Raw genomic sequence first — 15578 nt, forward strand, 5'->3', positions numbered from 1 at the left:
AGGCGGTGGATTTAAGACGTGGATCAAAACAAGACGCAACACTCCCCTCCTCCGTCCTATTTTAGACCTTACCCCTCAAATCCAAGTAATTTTCGAGGCTATAAGCCTTCATATCCTAACCCGCATAGTTGTTCTCCTCCCTCCATGCCGCTTCTTTCTTCAAAGCCAATACCTAACCTTGGCTATTGGGAACTGTTATCCCCCGCTCTTTTTGGGGCAGTTAGTGCGCTTGTTTTGAGCTTGTTCTCTGAAAGAAAGAGTGAAGATTATATCGAACGGTCTGAGGGAAATCTTTTTAAATTTGTTCTTGTGGGGTATTCAACGGGAGCTTTAGTTTCAACTTATTATGCGGTAAAAAAAGTTATTGATGAATCTCGCCCCACTTACAATAATCTGTTTCCGCCCCTTGCAGGAGTTCTCGTTACGGTCATATTGCTTTTCGGTTCTGTGGATCTTCTTCTCTACAGATTTTTCCCATCCAGTTGGGAAGGGGATGTGGGAGATAACTTTTGCACTCAAACCTTCTCATTTCTATATTTAAGTTCAACCACAATAGCTACTGCGGGCTTAGGTGACATTAAACCAACAAACGTGACTGCCCGTGCTTTAATTGCACTAGAAATTACGTTTTACCTGTTTACTATGGCTACAGCAATTCCACTCTTCCTAGTCCAGGCAAAATAATTAGATAACATGATCGAACCAAGGGGGCAGTTCAGGCAACTGTCCTTTTTAGGGCTAAAAAACTAGGTTTTCGATCATGTATAATGAATTCATGCTGTTAGATACTTATAATTGGACGAGAATAGCTGTATTATAAAAGGCGAATTAAAATCTATAAAATTACAAAGGGGTAATTTAAGATGAAAATTTTAGCAGATGTAATGGAACAAGTAGTGAAAAAGAATCCAAATGAAACCGAATTTCTCCAAGCCGTCAAAGAAGTCCTCGAATCAATTGATCCCGTCGCTGAGAAACATCCTGAATGGGTGAAGGCAGGAATATTCAGCAGGATTGTTGAGCCGGAGAGACAAATTATGTTCCGAGTCTCTTGGGTTGATGATAGCGGAAACGTTCAAGTGAACCGTGGGTTCAGAGTACAATTTAATAGTGCCATTGGTCCTTACAAAGGTGGATTAAGATTCCATCCATCCGTTAATCTAGGTATCATTAAGTTCCTAGGATTTGAACAAATCTTTAAAAATTCACTAACCAGTCTCCCCATCGGCGGCGGTAAAGGCGGCAGCGATTTCGATCCGAAAGGTAAATCTGACGGAGAAATCATGAGATTCTGCCAAAGCTTTATGTGTGAGTTATCAAAACATATCGGAGCAGATACTGACGTTCCTGCCGGTGATATTGGTGTCGGGGGTCGTGAAATCGGCTACATGTACGGTATGTACAAACGAATCCGTAATGAATTTACTGGCGTCCTTACCGGTAAAGGGTTAGCTTGGGGTGGAAGCTTAGTACGTACTGAAGCTACGGGTTATGGTCTTTGCTACTTTATGGAGGAAGCTCTCAATGCTAAGGGGAAATCCTTTAAAGGTTCAACTGTTGTAATTTCCGGATCAGGCAATGTTTCTATCTATGCTGCAGAAAAGGTTCAACAATTAGGTGGTAAAGTCGTTGCTATGAGTGATTCCAATGGTTATATCGTCGATCCTGAAGGAATTAATCTGGACACTGTTAAGCAAATTAAAGAAATTGATCGACTCAGAATCAGCAAATATGTAGAATCTCATCCAAGTGCTACCTATCATGATGGATGTGCTGACATCTGGAGTGTTAAATGCGATATAGCTCTACCTTGTGCTACCCAAAACGAATTAGACGGACAAGCTGCCCAAACTCTAATAGCAAACGGCTGCTACGCTGTCGGTGAGGGGGCTAATATGCCTTCTACTCCTGATGCGGTTAATCTCTTTATTGATAAAAAAGTCGTCTTTGGTCCTGGAAAAGCTGCAAATGCTGGTGGTGTTGCAACGTCAGCTCTTGAAATGTCTCAAAATAGCATGAGATATTCTTGGAGTTTTGAAGAAGTTGATGCCAAACTCAAAGAAATTATGGTTAACATTTATAAGAGTGCCAGTGAAGCCGCTAAGGAATACGGTCAAGAGGATAATCTGGTGGCGGGGGCTAATATTGCCGGCTTTATCAAAGTTGCTAATGCTATGTACGCTCAAGGAGTTGCGTACTAAACTATTGACATTTGATGATTTAATGGAAGTTTGGCACCTTGGTATGTTACCAAGGTGCCTTGTTTATGATTACTTGTTTGACTTACGGCTGAATCGGCTCAAAAACGCCTTTATTCCACTGATTTTTTCGGGCGGTTCTTGTACATCTAAGGTATTTGATATATTTGCTTGCGAATTTGGTGCCCGGAAGGTCGGACCCTGGAAATTCGGGCTCTGATAATTCCCACCTTGAGGATATCCGGACAAATTCATTCCTCGTCTTTGCATAAAGCGTTCGAGGCCCCGTAAAGGAATTGGACTTTGTCCCAAGCTTTGCATCAGGTTAGGGGTATTTGGGTTGTTAAACAGGTTAAGTCCTCTCATATTTTCACTCCTCTCTTACCAACCTAAACAAAATGGGCTCCCTAATGCATAGGAAGCCCGTCTTTTTCGATAATTTCTAGAAGATAACTCCCAGAGCTATTAGAATTAATATTGCGATGGAAATAATCCCTACACCAACACCTACAGCAGGTCCTACGGGAGCAATAGGGGTAACAGGACATCCGCAACCACCGTAACCAACATTTCCAGCATATCCACCATATCCACCATATCCGTACATATTAATTTGCCTCCTTTAATTTCGGTTCATTTAACTATAGACCATTAAAGATTTTAGAATACAATGCCCATCGCAATGAGGAGCAAAATTATTACAACCACGACTGCGATGCCAGCGCCAACTCCGCTAGCTTCACCAGCTCCGAATGCCATTTTAAATCCCCCTTTCCTCTTTTTACAGTATACGAAGATCAATGAAATAAGTTAACAAATAATGGTATTATTTCACTATTTTTCTAAGACTGTATCCTTATACTTTAAGATCCTTCGCTACGCGCACTGTAGTTTTCATTCATCAGTGGTGGCATGGGTGTCTGATACGTCAAAAAAGCCAAGCTCTCGATGTTCCTGTGTGAGAGCTCGGCCTTTTTTGTGTTAGCATAACATACGATATAAATAGCAATCCCCTTTTCATTTGTTATAATGCCTTTTCTCCACTGTCTCCGGTTCTGATCGTATAGACATTTTCAACGGCAGAAACAAAGATCTTTCCGTCTCCAATTTCACCTGTGCGTGCTACTTGTTTTATGACTTCGATGACCTTATCCACCTCTTTATCCATTACAACAATCTCTATCTTTACCTTTGGAATAAGATGAATAGTATATTCCACCCCCCGATAAACCTGGGTATTTCCCTTTTGTTTTCCGCACCCAATCACTTGGGTCACTGTTAATCCATTAACCCCAAGGCTTCCCAACGCATCTTTAACATTATCTAGCTTTCCGGGCCGAATAATCGCCTCAATTTTCTTCATGCTAAATCCTCCTTTGAGTTGATTTCAGACTCACAATTATACAATTAGACAAACTCAGAATAGGCGGTTTCCCCATGTAAGGATAGATCCAAACCATTTGATTCTTGTTCCTCACTAACACGTAGTTTCGTCACTAAGCTAATCGTTTTTAAAATGATAAAGGTTGCCAGCACTGTAAACACCACTGTGATTAAAACACTCAAAGCTTGAATCCCTAAGAGGGAAGCATTTCCATAGAATAATCCGTCTGCACCAGCTGAATTGATACTCGTCGTGGCAAAAACCCCTGTTGCTAAAGCCCCCCAAGTCCCGCCAATTCCATGACATCCGAAAGCATCCAAAGCATCGTCATATCCAAATTTTGCCTTCATCACGCTGATGGCTAGATAGCAAATCATACCTCCAATAAAACCAATAACTATAGAAGAGAGGGGTGTTACAAATCCTGCTCCAGGAGTTATGGCTACTAATCCTGCAATAGCGCCGCTGGCCGTCCCCAGGATCGTGGATTTACCTCTATGCAACCGCTCTACAATTGCCCATGCAACCGCTCCTGCCGCTGCAGCGGTATTTGTATTCACCAAGGCAATGCCTGCTAAACCATTTGCGCCTAGAGCACTTCCTGCATTAAACCCAAACCATCCAAACCAAAGGATTCCTGCTCCTAAGACAGTCATTGGAACATGATGAGGTGCCATGGATTCTTTGCCAAGCCCTTTACGCTTTCCAAGTACGATAGCTGCTATTAGTGCGGAGTATCCCGAACTAATATGCACTACATTTCCTCCTGCAAAGTCTAAGGCTCCAAGATTTCTTAAGAAACCACCGACCCCCCACACCCAGTGGGCTAGAGGATCGTATACAAACGTTGCCCACAAAATCATAAAGGCTAAAAACGCTGGGAAACGCATCCGCTCAGCTACTGAACCGCTTATTAAAGCCGGGGTAAGAATTGCAAACATCATTTGAAAGGCCATAAATACGATGGCTGGGATTGTGGCTGAGTAATCCGGATTAGGTTCCATTCCAACCCCATTCAAGCCCAGCCAGTCCAGGCCTCCAATCAAACCATAGTGATCTGTTCCAAAGGCTAAACTGAATCCCACTAAAATCCACTGTAAGGACATAATACCTATGACAATCCAGCTATGCATGAGGGTACTAAGAACGTTCTTTTTACGTACCATACCACCATAAAAAAGCGCTAAACCAGGCGTCATTAGAAAGACCATTGCCGCCGAAATCAATATAAACGATGTATCTCCTGTATCCATCATAATTCCTCCTAACAAAAAACTGATATTAACCTAAACTTATTTTCAGTAAAAGTCAGCCTATGACTGGTACCAGTCAACTAATACTTTTTAGAGAACTTGGATAGTGCTAGTAAAACAAAAGACGCTTTGAGCTACTCTTGCGAGTATTCTCAAAGCGTCATTGCTTTGCCGTTCATTTTTAGTTACCCATGGGTTTTCGGTTGTGCACACCTTATGTTTGGTATTCTAGCACAGAGACGAACCCGAATACAATACCTCCTCTCTATGAATCTTGTATACCTGTACAGAAGTCGGAGGTCAGAGGCCTGAAGTCGGTCCAGGGGCAGGGCGGGACGGGAGGGACAGGGGGACAAGGAACCTGTCCCCCTGTCCCGCGTTTATGGAATGTAGTTCATTATTACTGGTATGATGAAGGGATTATAGAAAAACTCTAGGAATAAAAACAATATCAGCCCTACCACTCCACCAATCATGGATCCGTTGATACGAATCCATTGTAAGTCGTTACCTGCTTTATCCTGAACAAACTGATTAAGATCTTGGTCCGTGTAAGTTGATAGGGTCTCCCTCACTAGGTTTCCAATTAAGTTATGTTCATTTTTAATCATTCGGCATAAGCTATCTACAATGAAGGCGTTCATCCTTTCGCGAAGTACTCCGTTCTCATGAAGGCTAACCCAGTATTTTTCAACATAGGGGTGGAGCAGGCGATACAACGTGGGACAAGGAACCTGTCCCCCTGTTCCACCTGAAGGTGATGTTGCTGCGTCTATGGCTGTCTTTATGACAGACTCTAGAAAGCTCTCGATGAAGGGCTCTTTCAGGACAGCATCTTTCCATTGCTGCACTTGCTCTTCAAAGAGTTGATCTTGCCCTAATTCGGCTATTTGATCCATAAGGTGATCCTTTAGAGTTGCCCGAAGAGGACTGTTACGGTCTTGCAATTTGCGTAAGGTTAAAAGCAACTCAACTTGCAGAGCATCTGCTGCTTCGTCAAGGTTTAATCCATCGGACATTTCAACAAAACCCATCAGGGTACGAAATAAACCTCCCGCATTGCTTACCTTTTCTTGTTTAATTTCCTCAAAGTAGCGAACAATAACTTGCCGGGTTTCCCCTTCTGATGCTTTATCCAACAATCCTTCCGCTAACCGATCTAGTCCCTGATCAATATATCCCTGATTTAAGGCCCACCCGCTTACAGCCTGTAACTTATGTCCTAAGGTCCAAGTCTTGGAATTTCTATGAAGATACTCAGTCAATGCCTTAGCAAGCCGGTGCGGCTGTTGTTTTCCGATATAACGCTGAAGATAGGGAAGTAACTTGTTCGTTAAGTATACTGGCCCGCCTTCCTTTTCTACATAGTTAAGGAGCGATTCAATAAAGGGAACTCTCTCGATTTTTTTGCGTATCAAATCTATGTGCAAAAGCTCAGATTGCACCATGGAGGCCACTGCTTCGATAACCTTTTCCCGATTTCTGGGGATAAGTTCAGTATGAAAACCCCATCCTAAGGGTTTTCTGAAAATTGCTGTTACTGCAAACCAATCAGCGATTCCGCCGACTAAGGCAGCTTCCAAGACGAAATACACCAGTCTAACTCCAAAATTATGGGGATAAAAGTGTTCTAAAACAGCCGCCCCCAGGAAAAAGATAAAGACTGCAGTTAAGGTGAGATTTGCTTTTTTATGATAATTCATCAGATAAACACCATCCCGAGCAAGTAAATTAGCATTCCAGCCAAACCACCCACGACAGAGCCGTTAATACGAATCATTTGCAGATCATTACCTGCTTTATCCTCAATCAGGGCAATTAGCTTGTCATCTGTTAAAGGTTCCAACCCTTCTCGCACTAGGCGTCCGATAGAATTATGATGGTAGGCAATCTGTTTCTCGAGAAGAACTTTAACTGCTTGATTGATCTGAGCCCTGGCATCTAGATTTTGCTCAATTCTTTCGAGGATTGTCTTCCACCGGTTCTGTAAATATGCTAAAGGTTGTTCTGACATGGGCAGCGAGTTCTCTGTGCTTGTCCCAAGGAAAGCTATAAAGATATTCTTTAGTTCGGAGTTTTGCAGGACTTTTTCTAAGGCCTCCATTACAAAGAGATTCAGACGTTCTTGCAGGGATGCCTTTGTTCTGAGTTCCAACACTAACCTGAGCAAAGCGTGTTTAAGCCACCGCTCGATGGTGCCGTCTCCCAGCACTTTTTTAGCTTTTTCTTGAAGACCCAGCGCTAGCTCAGAAGGTGCCGGAAGAAACATCCCGACCATTTTACGCGTAGAATTGTTTTCCTCATACCTTGTCAAAGCAGCCTCGATCATATCCTCTAAGGCCTTCCTGACAACAGGTTGATCTACAAATTCAGAGACTGCTCGGCAAATAGCCGCCGAGGCTTTATCGATATCTCCACGTTCCACAGAGAATTCCAGGATTTCTGCAAACGTTTGGGAGAGATTCAATTTCCCTATTGTTTCACGAACCAAACTCTGAATCTGACGCTTAAACTCCTCCGGTTCCCGATGGTTCTGTATATCCTGTACTAGATTAACCAGCATGAAATTGACTGTTTCCTGCACCTCAGGCTCTTGCAGGACTCGAATCAGCATCCCTGAAAAATCCAAGGCAGATAGTTTACGCCTAAGTACGTCTTGAGAAAGTAGTTCATGCTGAACCATATCTGATAAGGCTGCAAAAATCCGTTCTCGGTTTTGAGGTATAATTTCCGTACGCACTATTTTACTTGGCCTGATACCCAAAGGGCGTCGAAATAAAGCATTTACTGCAAACCAATCAGCAAGCCCCCCGATCATTCCTGCACTGCATCCACTTGAGATAAGCCCCCCAATAAAACTACCTTGAAGATAGAAGGGATAGCTCACTAAAAACCCCAGGGTAATACCTCCCAAGGTTAGATTAGCAGTTTGGGTATAATTCTTTTTCGTCATTATTTTCACCTACATTTAAACAATATGAGTATGCAAGTCCCATTCTTTCCTATTCTAGCCTATTTTTTATCACTGCACCAGCGATTTGATTTAACAAATTCGGGAACTATAAAAGAAACACTTCCGATAAAAGGAGAAACGCCCATGTATAATAACCCTTTGATCAAAGATCCCTATCAACAGTTGGATGACTATATTGACGGCCTCCCCTATAAAAAAGAAAACCTTATTACAATTCTCCATCATGCTCAAGAACTTTTCGGTTATCTGCCCGACAAAGTCCAGTGGCATATTGCGCAGAAATTAGATATCCCCTCAGCCAAGGTCTATGGCGTTGTGAGTTTCTATTCATTCTTCACCATGAAGCCCCGGGGGCAACATGTAGCGAATGTGTGCATGGGTACTGCTTGTTTTGTGAGAGGTTCAGAAAAGTTACAACAAGAAATCGAGAGTCAGCTAGGAATAAAAACTGGTCAGACTACGGAGGATCAACTCTTCTCCTTGGACTCTGTACGTTGCATTGGAGCGTGTGGCCTAGCTCCTGTTATGACTGTGGATGGAAAAGTCCATGGACGATTAGATAACGCCGAGGATGTCAAACAAGCCCTTGCCAAATATCGCCCTGAAACGATGCGCGAGGCATGAGGCATGGGAAGGGAGGACATATGAAACTCAAAGATACGACAGCGCTGAATACCCTAAAAGCTCAGAGCCTGGCTCTACTCGAAAATCGACGTGTTACAAACCCAATCACGACTCCTGATGCCCAAGGTAAGCCTCGCCACATTATGGTTTGTGGAGGAACTGGCTGCCATGCTTCGGATAGTCCTGAAATAGCTAAACATCTTAAAGAGGAGCTTGATCAGCGCGGATTATCTGATCAAGTTGAAGTACTCCAAACAGGTTGTTTTGGTTTTTGCGAAAAAGGACCTATTCTTGAAATCCACCCCGATAATGTCCTCTATGTCGATGTCTCCACCACGGATGTTGCAGATATTGTAGAGGAACACTTCATCCAAGGGAAACGGCTCGAGCGCCTTCTCTATATTGATCCTGACACTGAAAAGCGTTTTGCTTCTGACCTTCCCTTCTATCACAATCAACTTCGCATTGCCCTCCGCAATTGTAGCTATATTGCTCCTGAAGAGATTCGTGAATATATCGCAGCCGATGGATATCAAGCCTTGGCGAAAGTTCTTTTCAAGATGACTCCTTCCTCAGTTATTGAAGAGATAAAAAAAAGCGGCCTCCGTGGGCGAGGAGGTGGAGGCTTCCCCACAGGTGTGAAGTGGGAACTTACGGGTCAAGGTGAGGCTAAACAACGCTATATTATTTGTAATGCCGACGAGGGAGATCCAGGTGCTTTCATGGACCGCTCCATCCTCGAAGGCGACCCTCATAGTGTCCTAGAAGCTATGCTCATTGCAGGCTCAGCAATCGGGTCAGCCCATGGGTTTATTTATATTCGTGCAGAATACCCCCTAGCTATTCACCGTTTACAAATTGCTATTAACCAAGCTAGGGAGTATGGATTGCTTGGGGAAGGTATATTAGGCAGCGACTTTTGCTTTGATGTAGAAATAAAATACGGTGCTGGGGCCTTTGTATGTGGAGAAGAAACCGCCCTTATTCATTCCATTGAAGGTGCTCGCGGGGAGCCCTCGGTTAAGCCACCCTTCCCTGCTCAACAGGGACTCTGGGGCAAGCCCACCTGTGTTAATAATGTGGAAACCTTCGCGAATATTCCCCCCATTATTTTAAGGGGAGCGGAGTGGTTTTCTAGTATTGGAACGGAAAAAAGTAAAGGAACCAAGGTTTTTGCCTTGGCTGGGAAAGTCAACAATGTTGGCCTGGTAGAAGTTCCTATGGGAACAACCCTCCGACAAATTATTTTTGACATCGGCGGTGGGATAAAACATCATAAACTATTTAAAGCGGCACAAACTGGCGGACCCTCTGGCGGATGTATCCCCACTAAATATCTGGATACTCCTATCGACTATGAATCCTTAATCTCAATTGGCTCCATGATGGGTTCTGGGGGTCTAATTGTCATGGATGATAGCGATTGTATGGTTAATATAGCAAAGTTCTTCCTCGAATTCACCGTGGACGAGTCTTGTGGCCGGTGCACTGCTTGCCGGGTCGGTACAAAACGCCTTCATGAAATCCTCACAAAAATTACGGAAGGCAAAGGGACCTTAGATGATTTAGATAGTCTAGAAAAATTAAGCAAGATCATTAAGGATACTTCTCTTTGCGGACTTGGACAAAGTGCACCCAATCCCATTCTTTCTACTTTGGAGTATTTCAGAGACGAATACCTGGCCCATATTGTCGATAAATCCTGTCCGGCCGGGGTTTGCAAGAGTTTACTGAAGTACAAGATTACTGACAAATGTAAAGGGTGTACTCTTTGCACCAAACATTGCCCGGCTAACTGTATCACCGGTTCTGTCAAGGAACCTCACATCATAGATGAAGACCGTTGCCTTAAATGCGGGGCATGTTTGGAAAAATGCCGTTTCGGTGCCATCATACGCCATTAAGTTATCCCTATACCCTGCTTATTAGAATGCGTGGGCATAAGTGCAACTAGGCGGCCGCTTCGCATTCTGCAAGAAAGCTAATTCGTGCGAAGACAGTGTCTTCGAGCGCCAGCCAAGTTTTCTTTAAAGGAGGACCCCGTTATGGATATTCAGCTAACAATCAACGACATATCCCTTTCTGTCCCTGAAGGAATGTCCATCTTGGACGCAGCTCGAACTGTAAACATCGACATTCCGACCTTATGCTACCTCAACCTACACGAGATGAGAATGAATAATCATATCGCTTCCTGCCGAGTCTGTGTTGTTGAAGTAGAGGGTCGCCGAAATTTGGCACCGGCCTGTTCGACCCCTGTATTCAATGGCATGGTCGTTAAAACCGATACTCTGCGTGCCATCCAGGGCAGACGAACCATGGTGGAACTCCTACTTTCTGACCATCCAAAATCATGTTTGACCTGTGCGAAAAACCTAGACTGTGACCTCCAATCCCTAGCTGCAGATCTCGGTGTGCGCAATATAACCTATGAAGGGGAAGAATCCGAGTTCGAGATTGATAAATCCAGTTTGGCTATTATTCGTGACCCGAACAAGTGCATTCGCTGTCGTCGCTGTGAAACGATGTGTAATGATGTTCAGACGGTTGGAGTTTACTCTGCTGTGGGACGGGGTTTCGAAACGGTTGTGAAAACCGCCTTCGATTTACCTCAACACGACACCTCGTGCACGTTCTGTGGACAATGTGTAGCGGTATGCCCTACTGGTGCTTTGATGGAACTTGATCAAGTCGATAAGGTATGGAAAGCCCTTAACGATTCGACCCGTTACGTTATTGTTGAAACGGCCCCCGCTGTACGGGTCGCTCTTGGGGAAGGGTTCGGATTAGAACCTGGGACGATTGTGACTGGCAAAATGGTTGCCGCTCTCCGTAGACTTGGGTTTGACCGTGTCTTTGATACGGAGTTCGGGGCTGACGTGACGATTATAGAGGAAGCTACCGAGCTGATTCACCGGATAGAACATGGCAGGCGTCTGCCGATTCTCACCAGTTGTTGCCCTGCTTGGGTCAAATTCTTTGAGCATCAATTTCCAGATTTATTGGACATCCCTTCAACCTGCAAATCTCCCCATGAAATGCTAGGAGTCTTGTCTAAAAGCTATTATGCAGATACCTATGGTATCGATCCTAAGAAGATTACCGTTGTCTCAATCATGCCTTGTATTGCCAAGAAATACGAAGCAGCTCGACCGGAGCTGGGGCAAGACCCGGTTACCCCGGATGTAGACATCGTCATCACGACCCGAGAACTTTCGCGCATGATCAGGGAAGCTGGTATACATTTTGATCACCTTAAAGAAGAAGACTTCGATCACCCCTTAGGGGAATCGACGGGTGCTGCTGTCGTTTTCGGTGCGACGGGGGGAGTAATTGAAGCTGCTTTGAGGACAGCCTATGAGTGGCTGACCGGAAAGCCCTTAGAAAATGTCGAGTTTGAGTCCCTTCGGGGAATGGATGGAATTAAGGAGGCAGTCATTCCCATCGGTGAGCGTGACTTTCGGATTGCAGTCACACATGGTCTGGGAAATGCCCGTACCATTCTGGAAAAAATCCAATCTGGCGAGAGTCATTATGATGCCATCGAGATCATGGCTTGCCCCGGTGGTTGTATCGGAGGCGGTGGACAACCTTATCATCATGGGAATCTAGAAATACTCCAAGCCCGTGCCAGTGCCATCTATCAAGAAGACCGCTCCAAACCTTTGCGCAAATCCCATGAAAATCCAGCTGTCCTCAAGCTATACAATGAATTCATTGGCGAACCCTACGGAGAAAAAGCCCATCAATTACTTCATACTAACTTTACACAGCGCAGGAAAATTTAAAGTTGAAAGCAGATAAGGAGGCAAGGGAACTTTCCCTTTAGCCTCCTCTTCTAGATTATCCAATTTTTCTTTTTATGGTTAACACTTCTCGCTCGAGTATTTTTTGATCTTCCTCTAATCCTCGTACATCCGAGGATAAACTTTTTATTATTATAGAATGTAAGCCTATATCTTGATCTATGAGTTTAATAATTCCTTCATGATCCCGTTCATTTTTATCTATATAAGCTTTCTGTACCTCTACTATTGTTTTGATGTCCGTCTTGATAGATTCAATATCAATGGAATTCTTGGTTACTTTTTGGTCCAAGGTACCCACTTTCTCATCCAAGGTACCCATTTTCTCATCCAACGAATCTAACTTTCCTATAATCATTCCGAAAATTTCTTTCAATTCGGCATCCATTCCTTAATCACACCTTTTGAAGACTGATTAAATAATTATACCATATTCCTCTCCATGGCCTTGAATTATTTATTGACTACTTTCGACATTGTTTCTTCTCAGAGGTTTTGGTCATAGGATATCATAGCTGTATCTGACTTTTTCCTATAAATGGGGTATAATAAATTCTTAAAAATAAGAAGTCAACAGGAGGAAAAAATGCAGCATAAATTCTCAAGAACTGAGCTATTAATCGGAACCAATGGCTTGGAAAAACTTCGGCAAAGCACTGTCATGATCTTCGGAATCGGAGGGGTGGGCTCTTTAACAGTGGAAGCCTTGGCTCGTGCAGGTATTGGTCATTTAATTCTTGTTGATTTTGACGATATTTGCTTGACGAATATAAACCGTCAATTGCACGCCCTTCACTCCACTGTGGGCATGGCAAAGGTTGAGGTTATGAAACACAGAATTTTGGAGATCAATCCGGAAGCCCATGTGGAAACCCTTAAGAAGTTCTATACTGCAGCTGAAGCAGACTACTTTTTTAATGATAGAAAGCTGACTTATGTTGTTGATGCCATTGATACTGTTTCGAGTAAAGTAAATCTAGCAAAAGAATGTTTATTGCGCAAAATCCCCTTCATTTCCAGTATGGGCGCAGGGAATCGCCTTACTGCAGAAAATTATAAGGTTACTGATATCTCTAAAACCAGTGGAGATCCCCTTGCGAAAGCCATGCGTAAACTCCTACGTAAAGAGGGAATTACTAAAGGGATTAAGGTTGTTTCAAGTCCAGACCTTCCACTCACTCCCTTGCCCTCTAATGAGAATTGTCGTACTAACTGCATCTGTCCCAGCGGGGATGCTCACTGTGCAGAAAAACGCCAAATCCCAGGGAGTATTTCCTTTGTTCCATCCGTTGTCGGCCTACTGATTGCTGGTGAAGTCATTCGGGATTTAATCGGGAGAGAGGCCACCTAAATTCAACTGATTTTAAGGGCTCTGCTATCAAGTGTGTGCTCTTTCTGCTTTCGAACCATGGTCCTGAAAATTAGGAGGAATATCCCAATATCTATAAGGATATCTCCGACACTAAACACCTGTTTGAATCCTAGAATATTTAAATAGAAGCGGTCTGCTAAGAAGCTTAAACGGGTCATGGGGGTCATTAACCCATGAGTACCTTGACCACCCAGCAATGCATTACGGCTTTCCTCTGGAAGAAACAATGGGTCGACGGGCATTACTCCCCCGTTAATACCTATTACGATAGTATTAAGCAAAATCCCCAGGGCAATCCAAATCATTCCAGGACAGGTTCTGTTTCGCCATGTGAAAATTAACAACAAAAAATAGGACCCCGTCCCGAATGACTGAATCAGCCAACTCGGGGTAAGCCCGATTTCTCTAACTGCAGACCAATACAGGCCACTTTGTATTAAAAGAGCAACCGGGACCAGCCAAGCTCCCTGTAGAACAAGCTGGCCTAGCCGGGTGATTTTCCCTCCAAGCAGCATGCTTATAACTAACGCAAAAATCAGGGCCTCTATAAGCATATTCTCCACCTCATTACTGTCAAGTGCACTGGTTCTACCAGAGATCACACAATGGGCACGTGTTCCGCATTTACCCTTTGGGCTACTTCCTCAGTAACTACTTTGCAGAACAAGTCTACAATTTCCGGATCCAATTGGGATCCTGCGACTCTTTTTAACTCCTCTACGGCCTCATTGTGAGTTCTTCCTTTACGGTAACTGCGATCCGAAGTAATTGCATCATAAGTGTCCGCAACCGCAATAATTCGAGATTCCAAGGGTATGTCCTCCCCTGCCAGTCCATCCGGATATCCTTTTCCGTCAAACCTCTCGTGATGATAGCGAACAACTAGTCCTATATCAAACAAAAACTTAATCCCTTTAATAATTTTTTGACCGATGACTGGATGGCTGCGTATAGAGTCCCACTCCATATCCATAAGTTTCTCTTGTTTATTCAAGATTACTTCGCTAACCCCGATCTTTCCTACATCATGCAAGACTGCAGCATATTTAAGAAACTCGATTTTCTCATCGTTCATTTTGATTGCTTCTCCAATAGTAACTGATAACTTTCCTACCCTTGCTGAATGTCCACTAGTGTATGTGTCCTTAGCCTCTAGAGCTTGGACTAGGGCTTCGACTGTATTGAGGTAGTTTTCCCGCATATCGATGTAAAGTTGGAAGGAGTGCCGTGATACTAAAAGAGGAACGAAAAGCAAAAGAAGTCCCAACGGACCCCAGTTTTTGTAGAGTAGAGCCAATAAAAATCCAAGAGGAACAAGGGCTAAGAAATTAGGTACTGCCCAACGGAAATTACCAATCCATATCGACCACGGGGATCTTCCTGAAGAAAGACTTAATACAATCGTGACAATTGTCATATTCATTATCATATAAACTATAGCTGCCATTAAATAAAATAGAAAGGATTGTATATCTAATTGAAACGATTCAATTCCCGAAAAGCCAATAACTGCATAGGCAGCACTTAGGGCTATTACATATTGTGAGGCATTAAACACTCTTTTATAAAGAGGTTGCTCCTGTCCCGCTTTACCGAAAATAAGCAAACCGGATAAGGCCATTGCTGTTAACGTTACTCCTAGAGGAAATAAGATTAACGAAGAGAGAAATATCGAATAACTTACTGTAACATACCCCCCTTTCGGAAGGGCAACAGGTAATGACTCTGAGGCAATAGCGAGAATTCCAAAAACCAAAAGATTAATTAATTGGGTCTTATCCCAATCAGTATTAATAATATTACATATTAATATCGCTGTGGCGGAGGCAGCTATTGATCCGAAATATACTTTGATCTTCATTGAAAGGCTTTCCATTTGCCACCTCTTATTTTTTGGCCGAACATCCAACAACAAAAATCAGGGCACTCTAGCAAGAACATAAGTAACCTCGAGAAAATCTAGATTA

15 protein-coding genes are annotated in these 15578 nt (G+C 43.4%); 6 read left to right on the top strand and 9 right to left on the bottom strand.

The window, feature by feature from the left end; all coding sequences use genetic code 11:
- The first annotated feature begins 234 nt into the window (after positions 1-234).
- Both HGJ98_RS07915 and gdhA read left to right on the top strand, forming a co-directional pair.
- A complete protein-coding gene (locus HGJ98_RS07915; RefSeq protein ID WP_291350508.1) occupies positions 235-684 on the top strand; it encodes a hypothetical protein in 450 nt (149 codons plus the stop codon).
- 179 nt (positions 685-863) lie between these two features.
- Positions 864-2201, top strand: a complete 1338-nt coding sequence (gene gdhA / locus HGJ98_RS07920) for an NADP-specific glutamate dehydrogenase (protein ID WP_291350509.1) — start codon at positions 864-866, stop codon at positions 2199-2201.
- Positions 2202-2270: 69 nt separating this feature from the next.
- Here the strand turns inward: gdhA and HGJ98_RS07925 are convergent, their stop codons facing one another.
- From HGJ98_RS07925 to HGJ98_RS07950, 6 genes are all read right to left on the bottom strand, one after another.
- Positions 2271-2564: a hypothetical protein gene (locus tag HGJ98_RS07925; RefSeq protein WP_291350510.1), complete on the bottom strand. Its 294-nt coding sequence runs from the start codon at positions 2562-2564 to the stop codon at positions 2271-2273.
- 76 nt (positions 2565-2640) lie between these two features.
- Positions 2641-2805, bottom strand: coding sequence for a hypothetical protein (locus HGJ98_RS07930; protein WP_291350511.1), 165 nt, complete (start codon positions 2803-2805; stop codon positions 2641-2643).
- Positions 2806-3222: 417 nt separating this feature from the next.
- Complete coding sequence (locus HGJ98_RS07935; RefSeq protein WP_291350512.1) at positions 3223-3561, bottom strand: P-II family nitrogen regulator; 339 nt, start codon at positions 3559-3561, stop codon at positions 3223-3225.
- Positions 3562-3605: 44 nt separating this feature from the next.
- Complete coding sequence (locus HGJ98_RS07940) at positions 3606-4838, bottom strand: ammonium transporter (protein ID WP_367142695.1); 1233 nt, start codon at positions 4836-4838, stop codon at positions 3606-3608.
- Positions 4839-5215: 377 nt separating this feature from the next.
- A complete protein-coding gene (locus tag HGJ98_RS07945; protein ID WP_291350514.1) occupies positions 5216-6538 on the bottom strand; it encodes a DUF445 domain-containing protein in 1323 nt (440 codons plus the stop codon).
- Positions 6538-7788 (bottom strand): DUF445 domain-containing protein, encoded by a 1251-nt coding sequence (locus HGJ98_RS07950; protein ID WP_291350515.1) that lies wholly within the window; start codon positions 7786-7788, stop codon positions 6538-6540. Before HGJ98_RS07950 ends, HGJ98_RS07945 begins: the two co-directional genes overlap by 1 nt.
- A gap of 144 nt (positions 7789-7932) precedes the next feature.
- Here HGJ98_RS07950 and HGJ98_RS07955 point away from each other — a divergent pair, with 144 nt between their 5' ends.
- The 3 genes from HGJ98_RS07955 to HGJ98_RS07965 all read left to right on the top strand — a co-directional run bounded on the left by HGJ98_RS07955 (position 7933) and on the right by HGJ98_RS07965 (position 12221).
- A complete protein-coding gene (locus HGJ98_RS07955) occupies positions 7933-8433 on the top strand; it encodes an NAD(P)H-dependent oxidoreductase subunit E (protein WP_291350516.1) in 501 nt (166 codons plus the stop codon).
- A 20-nt stretch (positions 8434-8453) separates the two neighbouring features.
- A complete protein-coding gene (locus HGJ98_RS07960) occupies positions 8454-10337 on the top strand; it encodes an NADH-quinone oxidoreductase subunit NuoF (RefSeq protein ID WP_291350517.1) in 1884 nt (627 codons plus the stop codon).
- Positions 10338-10478: 141 nt separating this feature from the next.
- Positions 10479-12221 (top strand): NADH-dependent [FeFe] hydrogenase, group A6, encoded by a 1743-nt coding sequence (locus HGJ98_RS07965; protein ID WP_291350518.1) that lies wholly within the window; start codon positions 10479-10481, stop codon positions 12219-12221.
- Positions 12222-12276: 55 nt separating this feature from the next.
- Here the strand turns inward: HGJ98_RS07965 and HGJ98_RS07970 are convergent, their stop codons facing one another.
- Positions 12277-12627 carry a hypothetical protein gene (locus HGJ98_RS07970; protein WP_291350519.1) on the bottom strand — a complete coding sequence of 117 codons (351 nt, stop codon included), beginning with the start codon at positions 12625-12627 and terminating at the stop codon, positions 12277-12279.
- Between the two features lie 198 nt (positions 12628-12825).
- Between HGJ98_RS07970 and HGJ98_RS07975 the strand changes: the two genes are divergently transcribed.
- Positions 12826-13590, top strand: coding sequence for a tRNA threonylcarbamoyladenosine dehydratase (locus tag HGJ98_RS07975; protein WP_291350520.1), 765 nt, complete (start codon positions 12826-12828; stop codon positions 13588-13590).
- Between the two features lie 2 nt (positions 13591-13592).
- On the opposite strand, the gene HGJ98_RS07980 is transcribed toward HGJ98_RS07975, so the two are convergent.
- The gene (locus tag HGJ98_RS07980; protein ID WP_291350521.1) at positions 13593-14165 is read right to left on the bottom strand and encodes a DUF5317 domain-containing protein; all 573 of its coding nucleotides are present in this window, start codon (positions 14163-14165) and stop codon (positions 13593-13595) included.
- 44 nt (positions 14166-14209) lie between these two features.
- Positions 14210-15487, bottom strand: coding sequence for an HD-GYP domain-containing protein (locus HGJ98_RS07985; RefSeq protein WP_291350522.1), 1278 nt, complete (start codon positions 15485-15487; stop codon positions 14210-14212).
- Positions 15488-15578: the final 91 nt, after the last annotated feature.

This window comes from Desulfosporosinus sp. (genome assembly GCF_014237355.1).
Lineage (GTDB): Bacteria > Bacillota > Desulfitobacteriia > Desulfitobacteriales > Desulfitobacteriaceae > Desulfosporosinus.

Excerpts from the sequence above, each read along its gene's own strand:
- gdhA (WP_291350509.1), top strand. The coding sequence starts at position 864 with ATGAAAATTTTAGCAGATGTAATGGAACAAGTAGTGAAAAAGAATCCA.
- HGJ98_RS07925 (WP_291350510.1), bottom strand. The coding sequence starts at position 2,564 with ATGAGAGGACTTAACCTGTTTAACAACCCAAATACCCCTAACCTGATG.
- HGJ98_RS07930 (WP_291350511.1), bottom strand. The coding sequence starts at position 2,805 with ATGTACGGATATGGTGGATATGGTGGATATGCTGGAAATGTTGGTTAC.
- HGJ98_RS07935 (WP_291350512.1), bottom strand. The coding sequence starts at position 3,561 with ATGAAGAAAATTGAGGCGATTATTCGGCCCGGAAAGCTAGATAATGTT.
- HGJ98_RS07940 (WP_367142695.1), bottom strand. The coding sequence starts at position 4,838 with ATGATGGATACAGGAGATACATCGTTTATATTGATTTCGGCGGCAATG.
- HGJ98_RS07945 (WP_291350514.1), bottom strand. The coding sequence starts at position 6,538 with ATGAATTATCATAAAAAAGCAAATCTCACCTTAACTGCAGTCTTTATC.
- HGJ98_RS07950 (WP_291350515.1), bottom strand. The coding sequence starts at position 7,788 with ATGACGAAAAAGAATTATACCCAAACTGCTAATCTAACCTTGGGAGGT.
- HGJ98_RS07955 (WP_291350516.1), top strand. The coding sequence starts at position 7,933 with ATGTATAATAACCCTTTGATCAAAGATCCCTATCAACAGTTGGATGAC.
- HGJ98_RS07960 (WP_291350517.1), top strand. The coding sequence starts at position 8,454 with ATGAAACTCAAAGATACGACAGCGCTGAATACCCTAAAAGCTCAGAGC.
- HGJ98_RS07965 (WP_291350518.1), top strand. The coding sequence starts at position 10,479 with ATGGATATTCAGCTAACAATCAACGACATATCCCTTTCTGTCCCTGAA.
- HGJ98_RS07970 (WP_291350519.1), bottom strand. The coding sequence starts at position 12,627 with ATGGATGCCGAATTGAAAGAAATTTTCGGAATGATTATAGGAAAGTTA.
- HGJ98_RS07975 (WP_291350520.1), top strand. The coding sequence starts at position 12,826 with ATGCAGCATAAATTCTCAAGAACTGAGCTATTAATCGGAACCAATGGC.
- HGJ98_RS07980 (WP_291350521.1), bottom strand. The coding sequence starts at position 14,165 with ATGCTTATAGAGGCCCTGATTTTTGCGTTAGTTATAAGCATGCTGCTT.
- HGJ98_RS07985 (WP_291350522.1), bottom strand. The coding sequence starts at position 15,487 with ATGGAAAGCCTTTCAATGAAGATCAAAGTATATTTCGGATCAATAGCT.